This is a genomic window from Terriglobia bacterium, assembly GCA_020072815.1.
GTDB lineage: Bacteria > Acidobacteriota > Terriglobia > Terriglobales > Acidobacteriaceae > Angelobacter.
Window position 1 is genome coordinate 204936 of the sequence record JAIQGE010000003.1, and the last position, 25841, is coordinate 230776.

At 58.9% G+C, this 25841-nt stretch carries 24 protein-coding genes; 16 read left to right on the forward strand and 8 right to left on the reverse strand.

Annotation, left to right across the window (positions count from 1 at the left end):
* Positions 1-15 precede the first annotated feature (15 nt).
* From LAO20_06085 to LAO20_06110, 6 genes are read left to right on the forward strand one after another with little or no spacing between them, the layout of a single operon-like run.
* A complete protein-coding gene (locus tag LAO20_06085; protein ID MBZ5530981.1) occupies positions 16-819 on the forward strand; it encodes a class I SAM-dependent methyltransferase in 804 nt (267 codons plus the stop codon).
* The gene (locus LAO20_06090; protein MBZ5530982.1) at positions 816-1949 is read left to right on the forward strand and encodes a glycosyltransferase family 4 protein; all 1134 of its coding nucleotides are present in this window, start codon (positions 816-818) and stop codon (positions 1947-1949) included. The genes LAO20_06085 and LAO20_06090 overlap by 4 nt, the downstream gene beginning before the upstream one ends.
* Before the next feature lie 32 nt (positions 1950-1981).
* On the forward strand, positions 1982-2644 hold the full coding sequence (locus LAO20_06095; protein ID MBZ5530983.1) for a sugar transferase: 663 nt from the start codon (positions 1982-1984) through the stop codon (positions 2642-2644).
* Positions 2644-3654: a UDP-glucose 4-epimerase GalE gene (gene galE, locus LAO20_06100; protein MBZ5530984.1), complete on the forward strand. Its 1011-nt coding sequence runs from the start codon at positions 2644-2646 to the stop codon at positions 3652-3654. The genes LAO20_06095 and galE overlap by 1 nt, the downstream gene beginning before the upstream one ends.
* Complete coding sequence (locus LAO20_06105; GenBank protein ID MBZ5530985.1) at positions 3651-4343, forward strand: nucleotidyltransferase family protein; 693 nt, start codon at positions 3651-3653, stop codon at positions 4341-4343. The genes galE and LAO20_06105 overlap by 4 nt, the downstream gene beginning before the upstream one ends.
* Positions 4340-5017, forward strand: coding sequence for an HAD family phosphatase (locus LAO20_06110; protein ID MBZ5530986.1), 678 nt, complete (start codon positions 4340-4342; stop codon positions 5015-5017). The genes LAO20_06105 and LAO20_06110 overlap by 4 nt, the downstream gene beginning before the upstream one ends.
* A 359-nt stretch (positions 5018-5376) precedes the next feature.
* On the opposite strand, the gene LAO20_06115 is transcribed toward LAO20_06110, so the two are convergent.
* A complete protein-coding gene (locus LAO20_06115; GenBank protein ID MBZ5530987.1) occupies positions 5377-6465 on the reverse strand; it encodes an LLM class flavin-dependent oxidoreductase in 1089 nt (362 codons plus the stop codon).
* The gene (locus tag LAO20_06120; GenBank protein ID MBZ5530988.1) at positions 6465-7448 is read right to left on the reverse strand and encodes a hypothetical protein; all 984 of its coding nucleotides are present in this window, start codon (positions 7446-7448) and stop codon (positions 6465-6467) included. The genes LAO20_06115 and LAO20_06120 overlap by 1 nt, the downstream gene beginning before the upstream one ends.
* A 602-nt stretch (positions 7449-8050) precedes the next feature.
* Here LAO20_06120 and LAO20_06125 point away from each other — a divergent pair.
* The 5 genes from LAO20_06125 (at position 8051) to LAO20_06145 (ending at position 15006) form a co-directional block, all read left to right on the forward strand.
* Entirely contained in the window at positions 8051-10666 is a 2616-nt protein-coding gene (locus LAO20_06125; protein MBZ5530989.1) for an ERAP1-like C-terminal domain-containing protein, read from the forward strand.
* Positions 10667-10741: 75 nt separating this feature from the next.
* A complete protein-coding gene (locus LAO20_06130; protein MBZ5530990.1) occupies positions 10742-11719 on the forward strand; it encodes a glycosyltransferase family 2 protein in 978 nt (325 codons plus the stop codon).
* A gap of 37 nt (positions 11720-11756) precedes the next feature.
* A complete protein-coding gene (locus LAO20_06135) occupies positions 11757-12953 on the forward strand; it encodes a pyridoxal phosphate-dependent aminotransferase (GenBank protein ID MBZ5530991.1) in 1197 nt (398 codons plus the stop codon).
* A gap of 191 nt (positions 12954-13144) precedes the next feature.
* Positions 13145-14275 (forward strand): D-glycerate dehydrogenase, encoded by a 1131-nt coding sequence (locus LAO20_06140; protein ID MBZ5530992.1) that lies wholly within the window; start codon positions 13145-13147, stop codon positions 14273-14275.
* A 140-nt stretch (positions 14276-14415) separates the two neighbouring features.
* Positions 14416-15006 (forward strand): DUF4256 domain-containing protein, encoded by a 591-nt coding sequence (locus LAO20_06145; GenBank protein ID MBZ5530993.1) that lies wholly within the window; start codon positions 14416-14418, stop codon positions 15004-15006.
* Between the two features lie 6 nt (positions 15007-15012).
* Here LAO20_06145 and purQ read toward each other — a convergent pair whose 3' ends face one another.
* Both purQ and LAO20_06155 read right to left on the reverse strand, forming a co-directional pair.
* The gene (purQ, locus tag LAO20_06150) at positions 15013-15711 is read right to left on the reverse strand and encodes a phosphoribosylformylglycinamidine synthase subunit PurQ (protein MBZ5530994.1); all 699 of its coding nucleotides are present in this window, start codon (positions 15709-15711) and stop codon (positions 15013-15015) included.
* Positions 15712-15766: 55 nt separating this feature from the next.
* Entirely contained in the window at positions 15767-16156 is a 390-nt protein-coding gene (locus tag LAO20_06155; protein MBZ5530995.1) for a hypothetical protein, read from the reverse strand.
* 90 nt (positions 16157-16246) lie between these two features.
* Between LAO20_06155 and LAO20_06160 the strand changes: the two genes are divergently transcribed.
* The 5 genes from LAO20_06160 to LAO20_06180 all read left to right on the forward strand — a co-directional run bounded on the left by LAO20_06160 (position 16247) and on the right by LAO20_06180 (position 21192).
* On the forward strand, positions 16247-16996 hold the full coding sequence (locus LAO20_06160) for a YebC/PmpR family DNA-binding transcriptional regulator (GenBank protein MBZ5530996.1): 750 nt from the start codon (positions 16247-16249) through the stop codon (positions 16994-16996).
* A 116-nt stretch (positions 16997-17112) separates the two neighbouring features.
* Positions 17113-17730, forward strand: coding sequence for an acyloxyacyl hydrolase (locus LAO20_06165; protein ID MBZ5530997.1), 618 nt, complete (start codon positions 17113-17115; stop codon positions 17728-17730).
* A 174-nt stretch (positions 17731-17904) separates the two neighbouring features.
* Positions 17905-19377, forward strand: coding sequence for a glutamate formimidoyltransferase (ftcD, locus tag LAO20_06170; GenBank protein ID MBZ5530998.1), 1473 nt, complete (start codon positions 17905-17907; stop codon positions 19375-19377).
* Between the two features lie 85 nt (positions 19378-19462).
* Positions 19463-20404: a hypothetical protein gene (locus tag LAO20_06175; protein ID MBZ5530999.1), complete on the forward strand. Its 942-nt coding sequence runs from the start codon at positions 19463-19465 to the stop codon at positions 20402-20404.
* A gap of 164 nt (positions 20405-20568) precedes the next feature.
* The gene (locus LAO20_06180; protein MBZ5531000.1) at positions 20569-21192 is read left to right on the forward strand and encodes a sulfite oxidase-like oxidoreductase; all 624 of its coding nucleotides are present in this window, start codon (positions 20569-20571) and stop codon (positions 21190-21192) included.
* Between the two features lie 242 nt (positions 21193-21434).
* Here the strand turns inward: LAO20_06180 and LAO20_06185 are convergent, their stop codons facing one another.
* The 4 genes from LAO20_06185 to LAO20_06200 all read right to left on the reverse strand — a co-directional run bounded on the left by LAO20_06185 (position 21435) and on the right by LAO20_06200 (position 25722).
* Complete coding sequence (locus LAO20_06185; protein MBZ5531001.1) at positions 21435-21989, reverse strand: SPOR domain-containing protein; 555 nt, start codon at positions 21987-21989, stop codon at positions 21435-21437.
* A gap of 48 nt (positions 21990-22037) precedes the next feature.
* Entirely contained in the window at positions 22038-22736 is a 699-nt protein-coding gene (locus LAO20_06190; protein ID MBZ5531002.1) for a slipin family protein, read from the reverse strand.
* Positions 22737-22892: 156 nt separating this feature from the next.
* A complete protein-coding gene (locus LAO20_06195; protein MBZ5531003.1) occupies positions 22893-24194 on the reverse strand; it encodes a nodulation protein NfeD in 1302 nt (433 codons plus the stop codon).
* A gap of 16 nt (positions 24195-24210) precedes the next feature.
* On the reverse strand, positions 24211-25722 hold the full coding sequence (locus LAO20_06200; GenBank protein MBZ5531004.1) for a tetratricopeptide repeat protein: 1512 nt from the start codon (positions 25720-25722) through the stop codon (positions 24211-24213).
* Positions 25723-25841 lie beyond the last annotated feature (119 nt).

A 25841-nucleotide genomic window follows, 5' to 3' on the forward strand; every position in this document is an offset into this window, starting at 1 on the left:
TGTTACGCGATTGATATGGACCCGTTACAGCAGCTCAAACGAAACTGGGAAGGATTCGCGCAGACGGACCCGTTGTGGGCCATCTGCACCGATCCGCTCAAAAAGGGCAATCGCTGGACGCCCGAGGAATTGTTTGCGACGGGACGCGAGGAAATTGACCGCGTTCTCGATTGTATGCAGTCACTGGGGCTTGAGCCCGACTGGAAATCACCGGCCCTGGATTTCGGATGCGGCGTTGGCCGCTTGACGCGCGCGTTGGCGGGCCGTTTTGAGGAGTGCTGGGGCGTGGACATTTCGCCCAGCATGATTCAACTGGCGGAAGAGTACAACCGCGATCTTCCGCACTGCCATTTCCTGGTGAACGACGCCGAGCGCATGGAAGCATTTCAGGAGAATCATTTTGGTTTTATCTATACCAGCATTGTGCTCCAGCATATTCCGGAGAAGTACGCGAAGAGCTACGTGGGCGAGATGGTCCGCCTGTTAAAGCCCGGCGGAGTCCTGGTGTTTCAGATACCGGACCGCTTTCGCGCGGGGGTGTTCACGCGCATACGACAGAAGCTGGCTCTGCGGTCGCGCCTCAAGAGGTTGGCCGGACGGCAGGAAAGCTTCGCGATGGAAATGCATTGCATCGCGGAAAACGCGGTGCGCCAACTGGTCGAGCACAACAACGCCAAGGTGTTGGACGTCCGGCTGACGAACTCTTGCGATCCTTCCTTCAGCGGCCACCTGCGCTACCTGGAAGAAGAACCGGCGCGAGGGTTTGTGAGCAAGCAATATTGTGTGGTGAAAAACGCGGCCGGAGACGAGCGGCCATGAGCGGGACAATGCGCGTAGGTTTTGATGCGCGCTGGTACAACGATTCCGGCGTGGGCACGTACGTGGCTGAATTGCTCCGCGCCCTGGCCCCATTGCAGACGGACGTGCATCTGGTGGTGTACGACGACGCGGGCAATCCGGTGCCCGGGCTGGAGCGTTTGCCGCTGGAGCGGATCCCGGTGGACGCGGGGAAGTATTCGCTAGGCGGAATGCGCGCGATGGCGCGGCGCTGCCGCGATGACCGGCTGGACGTTTTTCATAGTCCGTTTTATCCTTCGCCGTTGAATGCGCCGTGTCCCGTGGTGGTGACCATCCATGACCTGATTCCGTTTCTCTTTCCCATCTACGCGTGGCCCAAGCGGGAGATGGTGAAAGCGGGGTACCGGAGGGCGGGGCGAGTAGCCAGCCAGGTGATTGCCGGGTCATCGCACACCGCGCGCGACGTGGAGAGAATCCTGAAAGTGAAGCCGGACAAGATTACGACGATCGCATATGCTGTGTCGGCGGCGGAGTTTCGTCCCGAGCGCAATGCCTCAGAACTGAAATTGTTGTGGGACAAGTACGCGTTAAAGCAGCCTTACACTGTGGCAGCCAGCGCGCGCAACTGGAGCACCAAGAACCTGGAGAGCGCGCTACGGGCGCTGCAAGCGGCGGGGGAGATTGCGGGCGTCAAATTTCAGACTGCGGTGTACGGCGTGTGCGATGGGCTGGATGCCGCAGGCGGAGAGAAGCGCTGGCCTCAGCTGAACCTGGCGCGAGTGGGTTACGTTTCCGCTACGGAGCTGGCCATGCTGTACCGTCACGCGGAACTATTTATCATGCCTTCGCTCTATGAGGGTTTTGGGTTGCCGGTGGTGGAGGCGATGGCGTGCGGCTGTCCGGTGATTACCTCCAACGGTGGAGCGTTGGCGGAGGTCGCAGGACAGGGCGCGCAGGTGTTTCAGGCGATGGACGTGGAAGGCATGGCTGCGGCGGCTGCGGCGCTGATGACCAGTCCCGCCGTGCGCGACCGCTGGCGGCTCGCTGCTCTGCGTCGCGCTGCGGAGTTTTCCTGGAACAGGGCAGCGATGGAGACAATAGCGGTATATCATCGGGCGTGTCGCGGTGGGATCTCGGGAAAACGCGCGTGAGACGCTCGGCATCTTTTCATCTTGGAGCTTAAGTGCCGGTAGCAGCGACGGAAAGGCTGAAAACCAATCCGCAGGCCAGAGAAAGGCCGAGCGCGGCGAGCGCACGCTTGCTGAAGCGCGCGGTGGACGTTGCCGGCGCGGCGATCGCGATGGTCGTGTGTGCTCCGGTCATCGGAATGCTGGCGCTGCTGGTGAAATTGCAGGATGGAGGCCCGGCGATCCATCGCCGGCGGGTGGTAGGGCTGGCGGGCGAGTTTGATGCTTTCAAACTTCGCAGCATGCGCGTGGATGCGGATGCCATCCTGCAGCGCGACGCGAAATTGCGCGAAGAATTTGAAAGCAACTTCAAGTTGAAAGACGATCCGCGAGTCACGCGCGTGGGGGCGTTCCTGCGGAGGAGCAGTCTGGACGAGCTGCCGCAGTTGTGGAACGTGCTCACAGGACAGATGAGCCTGGTGGGGCCGCGCATGATCACCCGCGCGGAGCTTGATAAATTTGGCGAAGCGGCGTGGATCTTCACGCGCATGAAGCCCGGGCTGACCGGCTACTGGCAAGTCAGCGGCGCAGCCAACGCGACATACGAGCAGCGCGTGGCCATGGAAGTCCACTACGTTGAGAACTGGTCATTGCTGGTGGACTTAAAGATTCTGGCGATGACGCCGGCCCGAGTCATTCGCGGGCCGAGGGCCGGCTGATGGCAAACATTCTGGTTACCGGAGGCACCGGCTACGTCGGCTCAGTGTGTTGCGCCGAACTGTTGCGCCAGGGACACCGCGTGACGGTGGTGGATGACCTTTCCACCGGATTTCGCGATGCAGTGGCGCGCGGCGCAGAGTTCCATCAGCTTGACGTCGGCGACCGGCGCGAATTACGGCAGGTTGTCCGCCGCAACGACTTTGACGTCGTATTTCATTTCGCAGCGAAGGCGCTGATTCCGGAGTCGGTGAGCAATCCCGGCGTGTTCTTCGAGAAGAACGTTGCGGCGGGAATCGCCATGCTGGAGGTGCTGCGCGAAGCGGGGATTCGCAACATTGTGTTTTCGTCGTCGGCCGCGGTGTATGGCGCGCCGGAGAAAGTCCCGATTGAAGAAGAAAGCCCGCTCCGACCTATGAACTCCTACGGGCTGACCAAGCTAATGATGGAACAGATACTGGAGTGGTACGCGCGGGCTTACGGATGGAGCGCAATCGCATTCCGCTATTTCAGCGCGGCTGGGGCGACGGCGGAACTGGGAGAGCGGCATGAGCCGGAAACGCACGTCATCCCGCTGCTGCTGGAAGCGGCGGCCGGGGAGAGAGCCAGCTTCAGTATTTACGGAGATGATTACGATACGCCCGACGGCACTTGCCTGCGGGACTACGTTCACGTGGTGGACATTGCGCGCGCCCACATCTGCGCGTTGCAGAAAATGGGGCAGCCGGGAATGCGGACGTACAACATCGGCACCGGCGTGAGCTACTCGGTGCGCGAGCTGTGTGTCGCGGCGGAGGAGGCGACCGGGCGGCAAATTCCGGTTCGCGTCGCCGCACGGCGGGAGGGCGATCCGCCGGCGCTGTGCGCGAGTCCGCGGCGGATCATGGACGAGCTGGGGTGGAAGCCGGAGCATTCGTCGCTCAGGGAAATACTGGAATCGGCCTGGGATTGGCAACAGAAGCGCTGGAAGCAGAGGCAGGTGAAAAACGTGGGAGCCGCTTCGTCGCGATGAAAGCGTTCATTCTCGCGGCAGGCAACGGAACCCGGCTACGCCCGCTGACGGACAAAGTTCCCAAGTGCCTCCTGCCTATTCAGGGCGTTCCGCTGTTGGAGATTTGGCTGCGCCATTGTGAAGCGGCGGGCGTGCGTGAAGCGCTGGTAAACTCCCATGCGCACGCGCAACAGGTCAAAGAGTTTGTCGCCGGCCGCGCGGGCGTTGTGCAAGTGAGCGTGGCGGAAGAGCCGGAGCTGCTGGGCAGCGCGGGGACGCTGGCGGACAATCGCGGCTTGGTTGCCGGCGAAGGTGCTTTCTTCGTGTTCTACGGAGATGTGTTGACCAACGCCAGCTTGAGTGCGCTGTGGGAGTTTCACCGGGAGAAGAGATTGCCGGTGACATTGGGAATCACCCAGGTGGCAGATCCCTCGCGTTGCGGGATCGTTTCTGCGGATGAGAGCGGGATTGTGCGTGGCTTCGTGGAGAAACCGTCTCATCCGGAGAGCAACTGGGCGTTCGGCGGCGTGATGGTCGCCAGCCAGGAGATTTTTGACGCGATTCCAGGGCGGCGTCCTGCGGATATTGGGTTTGATGTGTTGCCAAGGCTTGTAGGGCGAATGGCGGCATACCGGATATCGAGCTACCTGATGGATGTTGGCACGCTAGAGAACTACCGGGCAGCGCAAGAGTCATGGCCGGGATTGTGAGGAAGACGAGAGTGGAGTTGGCGGGAGTGATTTTCGATCTGGACGGGGTAGTGGTGGACAGCCATCCGGTGCACGTGATGGCGTGGAAAACTTTGTTCGCGTCCCTGGGGAAGAAGGTTTCAGACGGTGATTTATCGTTCGTGCTGGACGGGCACAAGCGAGACACGATCCTGCGGCATTTTCTGGGCGAGTTGGGCGCAGATGAGTTGAAAGAGTACGGGGAAAGAAAGGCCACGCTTTATCGCGAAACAGCGACGGAACTCAAAACCATTGCAGGGCTGGGAGGGTTCATGGATGCCGTGGAAGCAGCCGGATTGCCCATGGCGGTGGCCAGCTCAGCGGGGCGAGCTCGCGTTGAGCATACGCTGAATGCACTGGGGATCGCGAAGCGCTTTCGCACGGTGGTGACCGGCGATGACGTTGCCGCAAGCAAGCCTGATCCGGCGGTGTTTCAATTGGCGGCCCGCGAGCTGGGCGTGAAGGCGGAGTCCGTCCTGGTGTGCGAGGATGCGGTGGCGGGAGTGGAAGGCGCAAAAAGGGCGGCGATGAAATGCCTGGCGATTGCCGCCAATGGCCGGGGGCCGCTGCTGAAGCAGGCTGGAGCAGATTGCGTGGTTACGGATTTTACACAAGTGAGTCTGGATGAGTTGAGAGGGCTGTTTGGGAATCAGTAAGGCGTGCCGCCCCTATGGGGCTTCGTTGTATTTGTGCTGGTCACCCAGGCCTTCCGGCCTGGGCTAACTCATCTGGCGCCTCCGGCGCTTGAAGATGGTGGTTGGAAGGCAGCCTTCTCGGAAATGAAAATGCATAGGTCCTTCGACTCCGCGCCGGTCAGCGTCGTAAAAAGAAAAATCTCTGTGGCGCTGCGCTCAGGATGACATGGGTGATTGATGGGCCGCGAGTACCGAACACCTACGCAACGCGTCTAATGATGATTTGATAGTTCTAAAACATTTTGCACGCTGGCAGGCCGGAAGGAGCTAACTTCTCAGCCTGCCAGAATGCCTGAGCAAGACGGCAAACGGCCTTTCGATCAACCGATGGCCGCCCTTCTCAGTTCGCGGGACGCGAAGTCATCAATCACTTTGGCGGCGGGGCGGGCGCCGCGGCGAATCACCTGTTGGGAAAATCGCTCCATTTCTTCAAGTTGCGGGCTGAATTGCAGTAGCAGCAGGTCCACGCCGGCTTCTTCAAATTCAGCAATTCGCTCAGACACCTGCTCCGGAGTGCCGACCAGCCCGGACCTGAGCCCGCGATTTGATACGGAATAGTCTTCGAGCGAAACGCGCTGCTCCAGTTGGGTGTTGGCCAGCCATTGCTGGTAGTTGCCGTAGCCGGCGGCGTTCTGCTTCACGTCAGTAATGCGGCGCAGCTCCTGCTGGGCTTCTTCTTCGCTGTCGCGGACGATGGCGTAGGCGGCCACGCCGAACTGCATGCGTGGCAGGCCATGTTTTTCGCGGCGGGCGGAGAGATCGCGGATTTTTTCGCGAATTTTCTCCGGCGGGTCGCCGTGCATGACGTATGCGTCGCACTTCTGGGCAATCAGGTTCTTGGCGGCTTCCGATTCGCCGCCGGCGTAGATCACGGGACGCGGTCGCGAGACCGGCTTGGGCTGCAGGACGAGATCGTCCACGCGGTAGTACTTGCCGTGGTAGCTGAAGTGGTCCTGCTTCCACGATTGATCAACCACGTCAAGCCACTCGGAAGTGCGGGCATAGCGGTCATCGTGCTGGTCAAATTGCACGCCGTATTTGCGGGCTTCTTCCGCCCACCAGGAAGAAACAACGTTGAGGGAGAGGCGGCCGTTGCTGATGTGATCAATGTTGGCGGCCTGCTTGGCCAGCAACGCAGGGTTGTGGAAGGTGGGCCGGACGGCGACCATCAGCTCAAGGCGATGGGTGACGGCGGCCAGAGCGGCAGCGGTGGACCAGGCGTCAAGCGAGGGCTCTTCCGGGCCTTTGATGTCATTGAGATTGAGTTCGGCGATGAGTGTGAGATCAAAACCGATTTCTTCACTGCGGCGGGCGAGGCGGCTGATGTACGGCCAAGTGGCCTGCATGTTTTCATCTTCAACGTTGCGCAGCCAGCCGCCGAAAACAGGGAGCCAATATCCGTAGCGCATTATGCAGCCTCCCTTGCTTCGAATTCGAGGAAGTCCACGAGGCGGACAAAGGGGTCAAAGCCCACGACGCGGGGGCCGTCGGCGACGAAGTTGGAGAGGGCGTTGACGTCGTAGAAGTAGAGCTGGCCGTCGCGGTCGTCAATGATGTACTCGACGCCGCCGACTTCGATGTTGGATTCGCGCATGATGCGCTCCACGCCACGGATGGCTGCGTCCGGCGGAGTGTAGCCTTCCACTTTCAGGCCGCTCTTGGGGGCGTCCACGGGGCAAGCGGCGCGGTTCAGTTCCTGGCCGCCGGTGGTGCGGCAGATGTCCGCCGGGCAGAGGTCAAAGGTCTCGCCGGTGAGATGGACTTTGATGCCGTAGAGAAACTTGCAATCAACAACTTCAACGCGGACGATGTGCCCGCCGCGCGCCGGGATAAATTCCTGGACAAGGGCCGTGGTGTCGAGGCCGAGGTCGAGGGCCGCTGGGCTGGCAGGATCGGCGTGGACGGATTCTTCCAGGTGCTCACGCGTTTGGAACTTCTTGACGCCAGCGCCGCTGCCGCCGATGTTGGGCTTGACGACGATGGGGAAGCGCAGACCGTCGGCGGCTTCCAGAGCGTCGGCCGGGGAGTTGATGACGCGCGTCTTGGGATAAGGAAGCCCGAGCGATTCCAGCAACGAGAGCTGAAGGGCCTTGGAGGTCTCGTAACGAAAAGCCTTCTGGCCGTTCACCACGCGCTTGCCGCGCTGCTCCAGATGCGCGAGATAGTACAGCGTGTAGAAGATGCCCTGGCCGTGGCCGCGGCGATAAGCAGAGGGGCTCATGCGGTTGAAGATCAGCGAGTAGTTGCCTTCGCCGTTGAGCTGCGCAGGGTCAAAGTGATGCTGAGCGGCGTTGACGCGGATGAAGGGCGTCCCGCGGCGTTCCAGTTCAGCAAACAGCGGCTTGAACCAGTGCGGATGTTCGTAGTAAATCGCGATAGGTTGTTTGGACATGCTTTCCTCATTGGTTGAGGACCGCATCTGGCATGAGCAGCCGGAAAAGAAGAAGGCCGCTCAGCTTGAGCGGCCCCTGACTTTCGAAATCTCGTGAAACTTAGAAAAGATTACGCGTCACCGGTCGCTCGCCCCATACAACAACACATGCACATGGCCATAGCCATGTTGGAGGCGGACGCCGGGTTGGCGCAGTAAGACTGCATATTGAATCAGTAGATTTAAACAGATGCGGGGGCGGGAGTCAATGAAGTAGGTTGTGTCTCCTTGCGGATACACTGCAAAGTAGAAACTTGGCGGGCCATAGCTCCGCTCGCAGGGAAAGGCCGATGTACCCTTTTGCGATTGACGTTAAGTCCTTCCTGATGTATAATAACTCTTTTATTTACAGCACCTTATAGGGATTTAGGTATCCCCGGGGATGGGTAGTCCGTCGCCGGGGAGGGACCAGGGGATGACTCCGGGGATGTTTGGAGCTAAGTCCTTATTTTTCGGGGATGAACGGGGAGGGGGTGGCCGCGGAGCGGCCACATCGCCGGGATCGCCGACATCGCAACGCGATCGCCGGAATCGGAAAACAGGACAGGGGTTTGATGCGAGAGATGACGAGAACTGCCAAGACTGCCAGGATTGGGAGCCTGTTCCTCATCCTGTTCACGGGCTGGGCTGCCAAGGCTGTTGGTGCTCCGGACGGGATTCCCCGAGAATTGGCGCGGCAGCGGGCGCAGCAGGTTTCTGATGTTCGCTACCGGCTGAGCTACACGCTTGTCCCGAAGGCGGCGTCGGTCAGCGGACATGAGGAGCTGCGGTTCGTCCAGAATGCGGACGCACGCGGTATCCTGCCGGAGTTGCTCGACTTCCGCGAAGGGGCCATCAGCAGCCTGACCGTGAACGGGCAAGCGGCGCCGGCGGCGATGGAGAATGGACACGTCGAGCTGCCGGCCAAGCTGCTTAAGCTGGGCGAAAACGTGGTGGAGATTGATTTCACCGCACCGGTAGCGCCGGCAGGGAAGGCCTTCACGCGTTTCGAAGACAAGGACGACGGCAGCGAATACATCTACACGCTGTTTGTGCCCATGGATGCCGAGATGGCGTTTCCGTGCTTTGACCAGCCGGACATGAAGGCCAAGTTCACGCTGACGGTGACCGCGCCCGAAGAGTGGATTGTGATTTCCAATGGAGCGGTGCAAAGAACTAATGCCGGAGTTGGTGAGCGATTGCGTCGGACAGAATTTGCCGAAACCAAGCCCATCAGCACATATCTGTTTGCGTTTGCCGCAGGACCGTTCCAGAAAGTCCACGAAGTTCCGGGAATGCCGGGGCTGTACGTCCGCAAGTCGAAGCTGGACAAAGCGGAGGCGGAAGCCCACGCGGTCCAGCAGATTACCTCAGACGGCATGAGGTATCTTTCGGAATATTTCCAGCAGCCGTTTCCGTTTCCCAAATATGACATGGTGTTGCTGCCCGGCTTCGCCTACGGCGGTATGGAACATGCCGGGGCAACGTTTCTGCGGGAAGAATCCATCCTGTTTCGCACCTCGCCAACGCACAGCGACCGCTTGAACCGCGACATCCTGCTGCTGCACGAACTGACGCACCAGTGGTTCGGCGACCTGGTGACCATGCGCTGGTTTGACGATCTTTGGCTGAAAGAAGGTTTTGCGCAGTATATGGCGTACCAGACGCTGGCGTCGCTGAAGCCGACCGACAACATCTGGAAGCGGTTCTATCAGGCGATCAAGCCGGCGGCGTATGGGATTGATTCCACGCCGGGGACCACGCCGATTTACCAGGAGATCGCTAACCTGAAGGACGCCAAGTCGGCCTACGGCGCGATTGTCTATTCCAAAGCGCCGGGCGTGCTCAAGCAACTGGCGTTTGTGCTGGGGGAAAACAAGTTTCGCGATGGTTTGCGGCTCTATCTGAAAGAGCACGCCTACGCCAACGCTGAGTGGAGCGACCTGGTAGGAGCGTTGGAAAAAGTTTCCGGCAAGAAGCTGGGAGACTGGGCGAACGCGTACATCCGCCGGCGCGGCATGCCGCAGGTGGATGTGGAATGGAAGTGCGATCCGAAGAAAGGCGTGACCCGCGTGTTTCTCACGCAGCATGACGCGTTGAATGAAGGCGGAACATGGCCCATAGCAACGCAGGTGCTGCTTAACTATGGCGCCGCGGAGTCGGTCGTCCGTGCTGACTGGCAACGCGGGAAGACAGAGTTCGAGCAGGCCGGCGCAGTTTGTCCGCAGTGGATCTTCGCCAACGACCGAGACCACGCTTACGGCCGCTTTCTGCTGGACGCGAAAAGCCGCAAAGCAGTGACGGAGCAGATGAGCGGGATTACTGATGTGTTTGAGCGTACGCTGCTGTGGGGATCGTTGTGGGACTCAGTGCGCGAGGCGGAGATGGATCCACAGGAATACGTTGAGCTGGCGCTGAGGTCGCTTCCCGCGGAAAAAGACGAAGCACTAGCGCAGAGCATGATCGGCCGGACAATCTTTGCGCTGCACAAGTATCTCAGCGATGATGCGCGCGCGCTGATTGTACCGAAGGCAGAAGCCCTGGCGTACGACCAGATGCTGCATGCGCCGCAGAAAGACATGAGGATTGTCTGGTTCCGCGCGCTGCGTGCCGTCGCTGAGACGCCGCAGGGGCGGGATTGGATCAAGCAGATCCTCGCGGGGAAGCTGGAGGTGCCGGGAGTGGAAGTGCGTCCGCTGGACCGCTGGCAGATGGTGACCGGGCTGGTGGCGCTGAATGATCCTGAGTCGGAAGCGTTGCTGGTGGCGGAAGAGAAGCGCGACCCGTCGGGTGAAGGAAGAAAGTATGCATTCGTCGCGGCGGCGGCGCGTCCGGATGGAAAGTCGAAAAAGGAGTTCTTCGATGGCTACCTGCATGACGCAGCGCGCCCGGAAGACTGGGTGGAGCAGAGCCTGGGGGCGTTCAACTGGTGGAACCAATCGTCACTGACTTTGCCATTTCTCAAGCCCGCGCTGGAGGCCTTGCCGCAGGTGAAGAAGGAGCGAAAGATCTTCTTCGTTCTGGCGTGGCTGAACGCGTTCATTGGCGGGCAGCAATCAGCCGAAGCACAGACGCAAGTCCAGGAATTCCTGCAGTCGGCCAGCCTGGATAAAGACTTGAAGCTCAAGGTCTTGGAAGTATTTGACGATTTAAACCGTACGGTGCGAATTCGCGCCAAATACCAAAAGAAGGCGGGTTGAATGTTAAGGAAAGGCGCTGTTTCGCCCTTATTTTTGCTGCACAGGGCGGAATTAAGCGAGGTATAATCTGGTTCGATGCCGAAGTACTCGATCATAGTACCTTTTCACAATGAGCAGGAGAGCGTGACCGCTCTCTACGACCGCTTAAAGGCCGTGATGGAAGCCACGGGCGAGACCTTTGAACTGGTCTTTGTGGACGACGGCAGTGTGGACCGCACCTACAAACTGCTGCGCGAGATTGTGACCATTGACAGCCGCGTGGTGGTGGTGAAATTGCGCCGCAACTTCGGACAGACCTCGGCCCTGGCGGCGGGGTTCGCGCACGCGCAAGGCGAGTATCTGATCGCCATGGACGGCGACCTGCAGCACGATCCGGACGACATTCCAAAATTCCTGGAAATGCTGGAGCAGGGCTACGACCTGGTAAGCGGCTGGCGCAAAGAGCGTGTGGACAATTTTGTGATGCGGCGGATCCCGTCGCGCATTGCCAACTGGGCCATGGCCAAGCTGAGCGGCGTGGACATCCACGACTTTGGCACCACGTACAAGGCGTATCGCCGGGAAATTATTCAACAGTTGCCGCTGTATGGCGAGTTGCACCGTTTCATTCCCGCGCTGGCGTCATGGTACGGCGCTTCCATCTGCGAAATTCCCATCAAGAACATCAACCGGCCCAAAGGCGCGTCGCACTACGGGATTTCGCGCACGGTCCGCGTGTTCTTTGATCTGATCACCATCCGCTTCCTGCTGAAATATATGTACCGTCCTCTGCACCTGTTTGGCAGCGTGGGCATGCTGTCTCTGCTCAGCGGCATGGGCATTGCGCTGTGGCTGATGCTGACCAAACTTGTCTGGCACCAGAGCGTAATGGGCGAGCACGGACCGCTGTTGATCTCAGCCGCGGTGCTGATCGTTTTCGGCGGGCAGATGCTGGCGCTGGGTCTTTTGGGCGATCTTCAGGTGCGCAACTTCCAGGAGCCGAGCCGCCGCGTACCGTACACGGTGGCGCACGTTTTGCGGTCGCAAAGCCAGGAACAGGCCGTTAACGAATAACATCTAAACAACAGTCTGGAAATCATACGAGCAAAAAATGAGCACAGGACTTTCCACGCAAACTGAGCTGCGACTGGCCAAACGCATGTCGCGGTTGGGATCAGAAACCGCCTTTGAAGTTCTCGCCAAGGCGCGTGCCCTGGAGGCCCAGGGCAGAGAGATTATTCACCTGGAAATCGGCGAGCCGGATTTCGATACGCCGGCGAACGTGGTGGAAGCCGGGATCAACGCCATCCGCGAAGGCTACACGCACTACTCGCCTTCGGCCGGCATGCCGGAGCTGCGGCAGACTGTCGCCGACGAAGTTACCCGCACGCACGGGGTGAAGGTCACGGCGGACGAAGTGGTCATCGTCCCGGGCGGCAAGCCGACGATCTATTTCACGTTCACGGCACTGGTCGAAGAAGGCGATGAAGTCATCTATCCCAATCCGGGATTTCCGATTTACGAGTCGCTGATCAACTTTACCGGCGCGAAGGCGGTCCCGCTGCAGATGCGCGAAGAGAAGGACTTCCGCCTGGACCCGAACGAGCTGGCCGACCTGATCACCGACCGCACCAAGCTGATTGTGCTGAATTCGCCGCACAACCCCACAGGCTCTGTGCTCACCGAGCAGGACGTGAAAGACATTGCCGCGGCCATTGGCGACCGCGACATCATGGTCCTCTCCGACGAAATTTACAGCCGCCTCATCTTTGAAGGCCAGCACCACTCGCTCATGTCGCTGCCGGGATGGCGCGACCGGGTGATCATGCTGGACGGCTGGTCGAAAACCTACGCGATGACCGGCTGGCGCCTGGGTTACGGCGTGATGCGCAAAGACCTGGCCGCACACTTTGGCCGCTTGATGACCAACGTGAACTCGTGCAGCGCAGGCTTTACACAAATAGCGGGCATGGAAGCGCTCAAGGGCGACCAGGCGTCGGTGAGGCATATGTGCGCACAGTTCAAGGCGCGGCGGGACAAGTTCATCGCCGGACTGAACCAGATTCCCGGGTTCAGTTGCAAGCTGCCGCACGGCGCGTTCTACGCGTTCCCCAACGTCAAGAAGACGGGATGGGATTCGCGAAAGCTGGCGGACGCGATGCTCAACGAGGCAGGCGTGGCATGCCTTTCCGGCACGGCGTTCGGCGTGTTTGGCGAAGGCTACCTGCGATTTAGCATCGCCAACTCCATGGAGAACCTGGACAAGGCGCTGGACCTCATCGGCGGCTGGGCGAAGAAAAACCTCTAGGGAAATTGGTAATTGAGTAAGTTGGTAATTGGGTAATTTGGATCCGGCTCCAAATTGCCCTTTTGCTTTTATGTGGGCCTCGCAGGGGCGTTATCAGTGCAATTCCGCCGCCTGCTTGATTTCGCGTCATTCGCGGCCAAGCTTTGCTTCAATCAGCGTTCATCTGCGAAAATCAGCGGCGAAGAACTTTCATGTCAAATTCATTCAGAATCTTTGCCACCTGCCACATCGGCGATGCCGCCGAAAATCTTCTGCGCGAAAAAGGGTGCGACTTGGAAATCTATCCCGGTCCGGAAGCGCCGCATAAGAGCGTGATCGTGGAGAAAGTACGCAGCGGTGTGGACGGACTGATCACCACGCTGCGCGATCCCATTGATGCCGAGGTTTTTGAGGCCGGCGAAGGAACGCTGAAAGTGGTCTCGCAGATAGCCGTGGGGTTCGACAATATCAACCGCGCGGACGCCAATCGATACCGCGTTCCCTTTACCAACACGCCGGAAGTCCTAAACGACACCACCGCGGAATTTGCTTTCTTCATGATGGGAGCGCTCTCCCGCCGCTTGTGGGACAGCGAGAAGATGGTGCGCGAAGGGAAATGGGGCGCGTGGCACCCGTTTCTTCCATTCCTGGGCGATGAGATCACGGGGAAGACCATCGCCATCATTGGCACTGGAAGAATCGGGCTGGCGCTGATCAAAAAGTGTACCGGCTTTGACATGAACGTCCTCTGCTACGATCCGGTATACCAAAACCACCGGTTTGCGGCGGATATGCAGGAATTGATGGACCTGCGCCACAAGCTTGGGATGGTGAAGGAAAAGAACTGGATCAAATACGTGAGCCTGGATGAGGCGCTGGGCGAAGCGGACTACGTGAGCTTGCATGTTCCGTTGGTTCGCGAAGGCAAAATGCCCACCTACCACCTGATCAACGAACGTACGCTGAAGCTCATGCGCAAAGACGCATACTTGATCAATGCCGCGCGCGGTCCGGTGATTGATGAAGCTGCGCTGGCGAAAGCTCTAAAAGAGCGATGGATCGCCGGAGCGGCGCTGGACGTGTTTGAACACGAGCCACTGTCTTCTGAATCGCCGTTGCTAGACCCGGAGATCGAAGACCGCTGCCGCTTATATCCGCACTTTGCTAGCGCGGGAAGGATTACGCGCTTGTCCGTTGATCCGAAAAAAGGGATGGCGGGACGGTGCGTCCAGGGCTTGCTGGATGTCCTGGAAGGGAATTACGGCGGTGACAGAACGCGAATGCCGTACGTTGTGAACAAAGAGGCGTGGACGGGATCGGGCGCCGATGGGGAAGGGATTTGAGGAGATCGGGTGATCGCGTGATCTGGTGATCGGAACCCTATTGGAAACTGCGAATTGATCGAAGCGCAAAGACAAGCGAAAGAATCCCCTGTGGCTGGGCGCGGCGGAAGAACAAATGAGAAACGCGGGAAGCGACAACTATGAGAGCAACAAGAGCGCGAAACAGTAACAGCACTAAAAAGGACTTGTCACCAAAACAACGTGAAGAACTGCTCAGAACATTGCAAGCCCGTTTTGAGAAGAACATGAACCGCCACAAAGGGCTTGCATGGGCTCAAGTGCAGGCAAGGCTGGAGCCGAACGCCGAAAAGCTGTGGTCGCTCCATGAAATGGAAAGAACTGGCGGTGAACCGGACGTTGTTGGTCATGATAAAAAGACGGGCGAATACATTTTTTATGATTGTTCAGCGGAAAGTCCTAAAGATCGCAGAAGCGTTTGTTACGACCGTGAAGCGCTGGCGTCAAGGAAAGAACATAAACCAAAAGATAGCGCTACTGATATGGCAACGGCCATGGGCATTGAACTCCTCACGGAAGAACAATATCGAGAGTTGCAGAAGCTTGGAAATTTCGATACGAAGACGTCGAGCTGGGTGAAAACGCCTTCTGATATCAGAAAACTCGGTGGCGCCATCTTTTGTGATCGCCGCTACAACACTGTTTTCGTGTATCACAACGGTGCGGAATCTTACTATGCCGCCCGGGGCTTCCGTGGATCGCTAAGGGTCTGAGCTGCGTTAGCGCGCTGTCACTAGCGCGTTGGCCATCGACTTAAAGATCTTGGCGCCGTCGTCGGAGCCGAGCAACGCTTCGCTGCAACGGTCAGGATGGGGCATCATGCCCAGGACGTTGCGGCCTTCATTGCAGATGCCCGCAATATTATCTAAGGACCCGTTGGGATTGGCTTCCGCCGTGATGCGGCCGTCGGGAGTGGCGTAGCGGAAGACGATGCGGTTCTGGCGCTTGAGCGCGTCCAGAGTCGCCGCGTCGCAATAGTAGTTGCCTTCCATGTGGCCGATAGGGATACGCAGGACGTCGCCTTGTTTGCAGGCGTTGGTGAACGGCGTTTCAGCGTTTTCCACGCGGAGGTCAACGAACTTGCAGATGTATTTGAGCCCGGCGTTGCGCATGAGCGCGCCGGGCAGCAGTCCGGCTTCACATAGGATCTGGAAGCCGTTGCAGATGCCGATGACCAGCCCGCCGGAGGCGGCGAATTTCTGGACTTCGTCCATGATGGGCGCGAATTTGGCGATGGCGCCGGTGCGCAGGTAGTCGCCGTAGGCGAAGCCGCCGGGGACAATGATGGCGTCACAGTTTTCCAGGTTGTGCGATTCGTGCCACAGGAACGCTGCTTGCTGTCCGGTGGCAGTGATGGCTGCGTGGTAGCTGTCCTGGTCGCAGTTGGAGCCGGGGAAGATGATGACGCCGAATTTCATAATTTTATTTAAACACACTGTGGTGACAGGAGAAAGCAATTCCACCGGCGCGCATTCAGGGCCGTCTTGATTGCTGTTTGAGCCACCACCGAGGAGGTCGTGGAGCCGAAGCGGCGGTGAGGCCGCGATAGGCAAGAAGAAAGCCAAGGATCAAGGTCCCTAGCGAAACGCCGCCCGTCATGAACCCGGCTAGCCACTCTCTGTAGTCGCGAAAGGCGATGATGGCGTTGACAAGAAGGAACCATCCCGCCATGATTGCCGAGACGCTTAGCGCTAGCACGCCCAACCGCTGGACCGGGTTCAGGCTCATTTTGAAGCGGATAATGTGCCGATAGAAGCGGGCATCATTCAGCACGGTATCAGGAAACACGATGTTGCGTTGCCGGTTGATAATGTCGCGTTCCCATTCCTGCAACTTCATGGCGGAATCATAGCCGGACTCCATGCTATAATCTACTTTGTTTTCATGCGCTTGTTAGCGTCTGCCGCTCCCCTGGTCGGCCGCATAAATCTTTGATTCTTTGAGGTTATCCACATGTCTGGCCATTCAAAATGGGCCACAATCAAGCACAAAAAGGGCGCGCTGGACGCCAAGCGCGGCAAGATTTTCACCCGTCTGATCAAGGAAATCACCATGGCCGCCAAGAGCGGAGGCGGTGACGTGGAAGGCAACCCGCGTCTGCGTGGGGCGGTGGCCGCGGCCAAGGCGGAGAACATGCCGGCGGACAACATCAAACGCGCCATCCAGCGCGGCACCGGCGAGCTGGAAGGCGTGAACTACGAAGAAATTCTGTTCGAAGGCTACGGCCCTGGCGGCGTCGCACTGCTGGTGGAAGTGACCACGGACAACCGCAACCGCACGGTGAGCGACATCCGTCACATGTTTACCAAGGGCGGCGGGAACCTGGGTGAATCCGGCTCCGTGGCCTGGATGTTCCACAAGAAGGGCTCCATCATCGTCTCCAAGGCCAAATCTAAAGAAGACGACTTGATGAACATTGTCCTGGAGCAGGGCGGGGACGACCTTAACGACGATGGCGACAGTTGGGAGATTATCACTCCGCCCAGCGCTTTTGAGACCGTGCTGGAAGCGGTGAAGAAGTCAGGCGCTGAAGTTCTGCATTCTCAAGTGGGAATGATTCCGAAGACGTACGTGAAACTGGAAGGCGCAGCCGCCAACCAGATGATCCGTCTGCTGGAGACCATTGAAGACCACGACGACGTACAGAACGTGTATTCCAATTTTGACGTGGACCAGAAACAGCTGGAAGAAGTTGCGGGGTAGGACAAGACGCTTTCGCCAGAGGCGGCCTGCGGGCCGCCTTTTGGTTTTGACGCACAAGCTGGTAGTCTTTTCCGTCTGAGTTCTGTGAGGTGAGTCCCTTGTTCTTGAAGCGGCCATTGTCATCATTTTTCTCCGTGTCTCCGTGTCTCCGTGGTGGAATTGCTGCGGTTGTCTTCCTGTTGGTGGCTGCAGGCATCGCTGGCGCGCAATCTTCCAGGCCGCTGGACGGCCAGCCCTGGGACATTGGCGTGTGGGCCAGCGGAGGATTCAGCGTCCCCGGCGGGACGAAAGACACGCAGGTGTTTGATGCCGGCGTTCGCCTGGGCAAAGTGCTGACGGACGATCACCTTGCCGGGTTCGTGCGCGGGAAGTTTGAGTGGTCGGCGGACCTGATGCCGGTCTATTACGTACTGCAGCCAAATCCGGCTAAAGATGCTTATGGGGCAGCATTTAACCCGCTAAACCTCAAGTGGAACTTTACCCGTGGGGAACGCACGGTCCCGTACCTGGAGCTGGGCGGAGGAGTGCTTTTCAGCCGTCATGACGTGCCGCTCAACACTTCGCACGTGAATTTTCTGACGCACGCAGCGCTGGGCGTGCATTTCTTCAACAGCCAGAAACGGGCTTTTACAGCAAGCGTCCGCTATGAACACATTTCGAATGCCGGACTCTCGGTGCCTAACCCGGGGGTGAACACGGTGCAGTTTATGGTGGGGATGAATTGGTTTAAGTGAAGCCATTGCCAGAATTGCCAAGATTGCCAAAATTGACAATTGATATGGGTCAGAAACTAGACCTGAACTTGCCTGTCGTGACACGGGCCTGTGCGTGAACGCCGATACTTGTCTCAGCATTTGTCAATCTTGGCAATCCCGGCGCTTTTGGCAATTCTGCTATCCTCTCCAGTTATGTCTTCTCTGGTTCAATGTGTTCCGAATTTCTCTGAAGGCCGCGACAAAGCGGTGGTTGACGCCATTGTGGACGCCATGAAAGTGCCGGGCGTCTATCTGCTCGACCGCGAAATGGATTCCGACCACAACCGCTGCGTGATCACGCTGGTGGGCGATCGCGAGGCGATTGCCGAAGCGGCCATTCGCGGCGTGGGCAAAGCGGCGGAGCTGATTGACCTGACCAAGCATCAGGGCGCGCATCCGCGCATCGGCGCGGCGGACGTGATTCCGTTCATTCCCATTGAGGGCGTGACGATTGAAGACTGCGCGGCCATCGCGCGCAAGGTGGGAGAGGAAATCTGGAAGCGCTTCAAGATTCCTGTCTATCTCTACGAAGCGGCGGCGACGAGCCCGGAGCGGCAGAACCTGGAGAACATTCGTCGGGGCCAATTTGAAGGCCTGCGGGACGATATACAGGTCAATCCGGCGCGCAATCCGGACTTCGGCGAAGCCAAACTGCATCCCACGGCGGGCGCGACGGTGGTGGGTGCGCGCAAGGCGCTCATCGCGTACAACGTGTTTCTCAACACGACGAATGTTGATATCGCCAAGAAGATTGCCAAGGCGATACGGTTTTCCTCCGGAGGGCTGCGTTATGTGAAAGCCGCGGGATTTGAGGTCCGCGGGCTGGCCCAGGTGTCCATGAACCTGACCGATTTTGAGCAGACACCGGTGGCCCGCGCCTTCGAGTTCGTGAAGCGGGAAGCGGCGCGTTATGGCGTGACGCCGCTGAGCAGCGAGATTGTCGGGCTGATTCCTAAAAAAGCGCTGGAGCAAGCTGCAGAGTGGTTTCTGCAGGTGGAGAACTTTGATTCGTCGCTGATATTGGAAAACCGGCTGGCCGGCGTGATGAGCGGAACGGTCGCAGCCGGCGGACTGCGCGCAGGAGTTGAACCGTTCATCGAACAGTTGGCAGCGCCCACAGCAACACCGGGTGGAGGAAGCGCGTCGGCAGCCGCGGGAGCCATGGCCGCGGCGCTGGCCAGCATGGTCGCCGGGATGTCACGCGGCAAGAAAGCTTATCTTCAATATGAAGCCGAATTGAGCCAGGCGCTGGCACGGCTGGCGCAACTGCGCGAAGAGTTGAAAGCCGCGATTGATGCCGACGCGGAAAGCTACAACCAGGTGATGGCTGCCTACAAAGCCGCCAAGACGGCAACCGACGGCGACCTGATGATCGAATCGGCGATGAAGGGAGCAACTACAGTCCCTTTTGAAACGGCGCAAAAGGTGCGCGAGGTGGCGGACATCGCGGAGAAACTGCGGCCCATCACCAGTCCCAACATGGCGTCTGACCTGACGGTGGCGCTGGCCCTGGCCAGGGCAGCGATCGAAGGGGCGGTTTCCAACGTGGAAATCAACCTGGCCACGCTAAAAGACGCAACATTTGTGAAGGAGATGCGTTCTAAAGTAGGCCAGATCCAGAGGTGAATACCTTAAAGTAACGAAGATTGCATCCTGGTGGGCCTAAGGAAGCATCTGAATTCAGAGTAAAACGGATTAGAATAGAAGGACTATGAAACGTTTAGGCTTGTGTGTTCTTATTTTTGCTCTTGTATTGAGCGGCTTGCCCGCGGGCGCCGCTTCGCTGGCCACGGCCGCACGGTCGGTCATCCCGGTGGAAGTGCAGCAGATCATCAACGTGGACTACCGGCGGATGAAGAATTCAGACACGGCCATGGAGATGAAGACCAAACTCATCCCGGCCAACATGAAGCAGTTTGAGGACGCGCTGAAGGACATTGGCGTGGTGCCGGACCGCGACATGGAACAGATCACCCTGGCGTCCTTCCGCCTTAAGGACCATGGCATCCAGATCGTGGGCATTGCCCAGGGACAGTTCCCGCGCAAGAAGATTGTCCTGCGCCTGGTGAAACAGAAGATCAAGAGCAACAAAGTGAACGGATCGTTTGTCTATCCCATGCCCGGCGGCATGCAGATGGTTTTTCTGGATGACTGGACCATGTTGTTCGGCGAGAGTTCAGCGGTCAAGGCCGCGCTGGACGCACGCGACAACAGCAGCATGAGCCTCAACGCCAACCCCGACATCACGGACATGATCGCTTCCGTGGAGCAGGGAACGGTGTGGAGCGTGCTGGACCGTGAAGGCACGCAGACCATGCTGAAAAACGCCCTGGGCCCCGCCGCTGACCTGGCGGAGTATGACACGCTGAAGAAGCACCTGGTGGGTTCACGCTACACGGTGGATTTTGACCACGGCATTGACTTCAACTTGAACATAGTCACGTCAGACAATATCACCGCGGCTTCGCTTTCGTCGGTCATGAAGGCAGGATTGATGTTCAAGAAGTCCGGCGCAAACCCTACAGAGCAGTCAGCGATTGACGGAACCACCGTGGATTCCGACGGCGGCAGGCTGGTGGTGCATTTCAAGGCCAATGACAAGAGCTTCCAGGCGCTGCTGGATTCGCCGATGTTTGTGGCGGTCACGCACTAGAGCTTCAGGAACTTAACCACAAAGGACACGAAGGAACACGAAGGCAAAGTATCAGCTTCGTGGAGCTTGGTGTCCTTTGTCTTTGATCGCCAGCAAAAAGACGCGGCTTGCCCTGGCTGAATCTTTCCCTCGTCCGCCGCATCCCATACAATCGAGCACACGATATGGACGACCTGGGCATATTTTCCGGCAATGAACGCAAGCAGAAAGAGCAGGAAATGCGGGATTCGGGCCGCCTGCCTGCGGGGCAGTCGCTCACGCTGAAGTGGCCGGTGCTGCACTATGGCTCGGTGCCGCGCTTTGATCCGGCGCGATGGGACTTCCGCATGTGGGGCCTGGTGGCGAACCCAGTGAAACTGTCCTGGAATGACTTCAACACGCTGCCGCGATATCACAGCCGCAGTGATTTTCATTGTGTCACCCGCTGGAGCCGTTTTGACAACGAGTGGGACGGAGTGGCGTTCAAAGACGTTCTGAAGCTGGCGCAAGTCAAGTCCGAAGCCAAGTATGTTCTGGTCCACGCCGAGCAGGGGTTCACGGCGAACGTCCCGCTGGCGGACCTGGACCGCGACGGCGTGCTCCTGGCGACGCATCACGATGGCGAAGCGCTCTCCGCCGATCATGGTTATCCCCTGCGCCTGATTGTCCCGCACTTGTACGCGTGGAAGTCAGTGAAGTGGGTGCGCGGGTTTGAGTTCCTGGAGCACGACGCTCCGGGCTTTTGGGAACAGAACGGCTATCACATGTATGGCGATCCGTTCAAAGAACAAAGGTTTGATACGGATTGAGCAACTAGCAGCTAGCAATTGGCAATTAGCACAAAGATCTACTGCAGAGCGTCTTCTGCAATCCCGAGCGAAGCGGGGGATCCCTATTGCCGGAATAGCCTCCAACAACTTCAAGCTTTTTGCCGCCTGTGAATGGGTTACCGAGAGCGCGTCGTAGTGATAGGGCCCCCTCGCTTCGCTCGGGGTTTCAGAAAAAGCCTAGTCCAAAAGTTTTCCGCTCGCTGATTGCCAATTGCTGACTGCTATTTCTTCAAGATCGGGTTATATCCGTCGCCAGCCAGACGGCTGCGCATGGCTTCCGCTTCTCGTTGGTCACTGAAGGGACCGACCTGGACGTGGAAGAGCGCGTCGCCGGGCACGTTGGCGATGAAAACCGGATATTGCTTCTTGCGTAGCGCGTTGACCAGGATTTCCGCGTCCTCTTGTTTGGAAACCGCCGCCACCTGGACCATAAAGCTCCCGCTGGTTGTGCTGGACGCGTCCTGGGCCGGGCTGGGCGACGGGGAAGCGCCGGGGCGAGGAGTCTGCGCGGGCGCCGGAGTGCTGGTTGATGCTGCCGGGTTTTGGCTGGAGTCGCCTTTATTGGTGGCGGAGGGTTTGCCCGCGGAACTACCACCGGTGGGGACGCTGCCTACGATTTCCGTCTTGCCGCCGGCGGCGCTGGCGTGTCCCAGCATGTATCCCAGAGTAAAGAACAGCCCGCAGACTATCGCCAAGCCGAAGAAGATTCCCAGCAATTTTCCGGTGCTCAATGTGATTTCAGTGTCCTGCGCCTGATCGGTTTCCTGATCGCCCATTTTCACTCCAGAGAGATTTGTCCCAGTGTATCCGATTTTGCCTGGTAATTATTTTTTCGCGACGCTCTCCAGGGCCTTGGTAATGGCGGTAAGAATATCCACCGGCAGGGGGAATACGATGGTGGTGTTTTTCTCCACGCCGATTTCGGTGAGCGTCTGCAGGTAGCGGAGCTGAATGGCAATGGGCTCGCCGGAAAGGATGTGGGCGGCTTCCATGAGGCGCTGGGAGGCGGCAAATTCGCCTTCGGCGTGAATGATCTTGGCGCGTTTTTCGCGCTCGGCTTCCGCCTGCTTGGCCATGGCGCGCAGCATGGACTCCGGCAGATCAACCTGCTTGACTTCCACGTTGGAGACCTTTACGCCGTAGGGCGCGGTGTGCCCGTCAAGGATGCTCTGGATGCGGGCGTTGAGCTTGTCGCGATGGGCCAGAAGTTCATCGAGCTCCACTTCGCCCAGCACGGAACGCAGGGTGGTCTGCGCGAACTGCTGGGTCTGCCAGTAGTAATTCTGTACTTGGACCACGGCCTGAGGAGCGTTCAGCACGCGCCAGTAGATGACGGCGTTTACTTTCAGCGTGACGTTGTCGCGGGTGATGATGTCTTGCGGGGGAACTTCCAGGGCCTGCTGGCGCAGGTCCACGCGGACCATCTTGTCTACCGGCGCAAACACCACGATGATGCCCGGGCCTTTGGCTTCCTGTTGCAAGTGCCCGAAGCGGAAGATCACGGCGCGTTCGTATTCGCGCATGATCTTGATGCAGTTGAGGACGTACAATAGAACAATAGCGATGGGAATCGCGATGAAATACCAGGGCACGGAGACCTCCGCACGATCAGGTTAACCTGCGCACCGGATTCTAATGGCACCGGGCAGCCACTTGAAAAAAAGTAAAGAAAAACGATATCACGCGCGCGACCTGGGCGGCGGCTCTTCCTCTACTTGTAGAACAAGATTGTGTACGTCGCGCACAACCACATGGCCTCCCGTATGAACGTTGGTGGGGGCCACGGCGTCCCAGAGTTCGCCGTGCAGATAGACTTTGCCGGAGGGCGTGAGCGGAGAGCGGACGACGGCCAATTCTCCGATCAACGCGCGCTCGCCCATGATGGACTTGTTGCGCCGGGCGCGGATGGCGATGGTCATCAGGAACGCGGTGATGAATCCCAGCGGGACGCTGACAGAAAGCGCGGCCCACCAGCTGACGCGCATCTGGGGAATGGGGCCATCGACCAGAAGCAGAGCGCCCAGCACCATCACTACAATGCCGCCCGTAGTAAGCGCGCCATGAGTATGAAACTTGGCTTCCAGGGCGAAGAGCACAAAGGCGGACAGAATGAGCACGAGTGCGATGGAGCGGAACGGCAGCATATTCAGCGCATACACCGCCAGCAGAATGGCAATGAAGCCCACTACTCCGGGGATGACGGCGCCGGGGTGGTTGAATTCGAAGTAGATGCACAGGGCGCCTATGGCGAACAGCAAGAAGGAAATGCTCGGGTCCATCAGGAAGGTCAGGATCTCCTGCCGCACGGTCATTTCGAAGAGGCGAACCGGTTTGCCGGCAACGTGCAAGACCACCTTGGTTCCGTCAAAGCGAGTGATAGTCTTGCCGTCAATCTGCTGGAACAGATCAGCCTGGTTCTTGGCGATGTAATCAATCACATGATCTTTCAGCGCCTCTTCCGCAGTGAAGGACTTTGACTGGCGCACCGCGCTTTCCGCCACTTCCACGTTGCGTCCGCGCTTGGTGACATAGGAACGCATGAGCGATGCTGCGTAGTTCTCAATCTTTTCCTTCATGACCGGGTCCATGGCCTGGCCGTCACCGCGAACGGGATGGGCCGCTCCGGTGTTGGTGCCGGGCGCCATGGCGGCAACGTCCGATGATTCCAGGATGAAGAACCCGGCAGATGCGGCGCCGCCGCCGGAAGGCGTTACATAAATGATCACCGGCACGGGCGAATCGAGGATGGCGTGCACGATGGCTTCCATAGAACTCATCAGGCCGCCGGGAGTGTTGATCTCAATCAGCAGCGCGTCAGCGTGGATGCTTACCGCCTGTTGCACCGCGCGTTCGACGTGCTCCGCCATGATGGGATGGATGGTGTCATCCACCACAATCTTCAGCACGTCGGCCAAGCCGGCGCGGGAGACAAGACTAAAGGCCAGAAGAGCAGCGAGTTTCAACGTTAGACGGACGCGCATGGTGGTTACCTCACAGCTACCGGGATGGCGATTTCGACAGTGCCGAGGCAATGTCGCGCTTGAGCGCGGCGGCTGCGGCGCTCCCGGGTTCGAGTTGCAGAGCGTGGTTTACATTCTGTTCAGCGGCGGCTGGATCATTTTCCGCCAAATCCAGCCGCGCCAGCAGCAAATAAGCGTCCGCCGAAGGCTTCAGCTTGAGCGACATGAGCGCTTCACTGCGGGCGGCGGAAGGATTCTGGAAACTTTCCAGAACGCGGGCCAGCCCGGCGTGGGCCCCGGCGTTGGAAGAATCCAGCATCACGGCTTCGCGAAACTGCTTTTCCGCTTCGCCTAAAAATCCCTGTTCCAGCAGTTCCGCGCCGCGCTGCACATGAAAAGCGGCGTGGGTGACGGCGTCAGCTTTTTCCAGGCGGGCTTCATTGGCGTTGTCAATCTCCAGGGCGAGTTGGCGAAAGCCGGATTCGTCATAGTTGCGTTTGATGCGTTCCAGAGGAAGCCGCGACGGCGCCGTGCCGGCGTTGATGGCGTCAAGAAAACTGTTGGCTTCAGGGTCCGGTTGAGCGGCCAATACCTGGCGAAGCTCGCGTGCAGATTCCTGGGTGTTGCCTTCGCGATAGAGTTCCACCGCCAGGTTGAAGTGATAGTCGGGGTCGTTAGGATCGGTCTGGACGGCTTTTTCAAAATGACCGCGCGCGCGGCGGTCGCCACGGCGGGCAGCCACCACGCCCAGGTTGTTGGTGACCTCCGTGAGCGGCAAACGGGAGGCCAGCGAACTGAACGCGGCTTGGGCGGCGTCCATTTGGCCGGCGTAAAAAGACGCGAGGCCAAGATAGAACTGGGCTTCATTGCCGTGCGCCTGGGCGACGGGTATCTTGGCCAGCCAGGTTGAGGCTGACGCGTAGTCGCGGGCGTTGTAATAGGTCTTGCCCAGCTGCAGAAGCGCGAGGGCGTAACCAGGATCGAGACGAACGGCCTCTTTCAGCCTTGCGATTTTTTCCTGCTGGTTGCCGGCTACGATGCCGCGAACGTAACTTTCCAAGGCGTCCTTGCGGATCGGCGGAAACTGGGCGGCAAACTGCGCTTTGGAAACGTTGCGCGTCCGCTTGAGATGGTCGAGCACGTCCCAGGCCAGCGCGGTTTCCAAAGCGACGAGATCTTCAAGCGGCCCGGACTCGGACAGCTCCGGACTCAGGCGCAGATTGTTGACGTCCATGACCTGGGCGCGCGCGGTGAGCGTGGTTCCCGCCACGCGATAGCTGCCGACGATCACGAAGTCGGCGTCTAAGGCTTGCGCTACCTGGAGAACGGTGGCCCGCGACGGCTTGGCGCTGGCGGGAAGGCCCAGATGGTCGAAGGCGCTGAGGCGGTCATCGCGGCTGAAGACAAACAGCGGACCCAAGTCAAGCCGGGCGCCCAGGACTTCAGGAAAAGCTTCACTGATCCACTCGCTGCCCGCGGCGCTGGAAGTATTCTCAAACGGCACGATCAACACCAGGTCGCTCACCCGGGGTTCAGCTTGCTGGGCCAATAAGCTTGGCGGCGCTGCTAGTAGGGAAACAAGCAGCAGACAGACAACAATACAAGCTGGAATCCTCACGGTAATAAGACGATTATAGGCAGGGCCACCAGGCGGAGCAAACCACCGCG

Coding starts and splice junctions, on each gene's coding strand:
- LAO20_06140 (MBZ5530992.1), top strand. CDS start 13,145: ATGTCAAATTCATTCAGAATCTTTGCCACCTGCCACATCGGCGATGCC.
- LAO20_06185 (MBZ5531001.1), bottom strand. CDS start 21,989: ATGGGCGATCAGGAAACCGATCAGGCGCAGGACACTGAAATCACATTG.
- LAO20_06190 (MBZ5531002.1), bottom strand. CDS start 22,736: ATGCGCGAATACGAACGCGCCGTGATCTTCCGCTTCGGGCACTTGCAA.
- LAO20_06120 (MBZ5530988.1), bottom strand. CDS start 7,448: ATGTCCAAACAACCTATCGCGATTTACTACGAACATCCGCACTGGTTC.
- LAO20_06105 (MBZ5530985.1), top strand. CDS start 3,651: ATGAAAGCGTTCATTCTCGCGGCAGGCAACGGAACCCGGCTACGCCCG.
- LAO20_06175 (MBZ5530999.1), top strand. CDS start 19,463: ATGAAACGTTTAGGCTTGTGTGTTCTTATTTTTGCTCTTGTATTGAGC.
- LAO20_06145 (MBZ5530993.1), top strand. CDS start 14,416: ATGAGAGCAACAAGAGCGCGAAACAGTAACAGCACTAAAAAGGACTTG.
- LAO20_06125 (MBZ5530989.1), top strand. CDS start 8,051: ATGACGAGAACTGCCAAGACTGCCAGGATTGGGAGCCTGTTCCTCATC.
- LAO20_06115 (MBZ5530987.1), bottom strand. CDS start 6,465: ATGCGCTACGGATATTGGCTCCCTGTTTTCGGCGGCTGGCTGCGCAAC.
- galE (MBZ5530984.1), top strand. CDS start 2,644: ATGGCAAACATTCTGGTTACCGGAGGCACCGGCTACGTCGGCTCAGTG.
- LAO20_06160 (MBZ5530996.1), top strand. CDS start 16,247: ATGTCTGGCCATTCAAAATGGGCCACAATCAAGCACAAAAAGGGCGCG.
- LAO20_06135 (MBZ5530991.1), top strand. CDS start 11,757: ATGAGCACAGGACTTTCCACGCAAACTGAGCTGCGACTGGCCAAACGC.
- LAO20_06155 (MBZ5530995.1), bottom strand. CDS start 16,156: ATGGAGTCCGGCTATGATTCCGCCATGAAGTTGCAGGAATGGGAACGC.
- ftcD (MBZ5530998.1), top strand. CDS start 17,905: ATGTCTTCTCTGGTTCAATGTGTTCCGAATTTCTCTGAAGGCCGCGAC.
- LAO20_06090 (MBZ5530982.1), top strand. CDS start 816: ATGAGCGGGACAATGCGCGTAGGTTTTGATGCGCGCTGGTACAACGAT.
- LAO20_06180 (MBZ5531000.1), top strand. CDS start 20,569: ATGGACGACCTGGGCATATTTTCCGGCAATGAACGCAAGCAGAAAGAG.
- LAO20_06085 (MBZ5530981.1), top strand. CDS start 16: ATGGACCCGTTACAGCAGCTCAAACGAAACTGGGAAGGATTCGCGCAG.
- purQ (MBZ5530994.1), bottom strand. CDS start 15,711: ATGAAATTCGGCGTCATCATCTTCCCCGGCTCCAACTGCGACCAGGAC.
- LAO20_06195 (MBZ5531003.1), bottom strand. CDS start 24,194: ATGCGCGTCCGTCTAACGTTGAAACTCGCTGCTCTTCTGGCCTTTAGT.
- LAO20_06130 (MBZ5530990.1), top strand. CDS start 10,742: ATGCCGAAGTACTCGATCATAGTACCTTTTCACAATGAGCAGGAGAGC.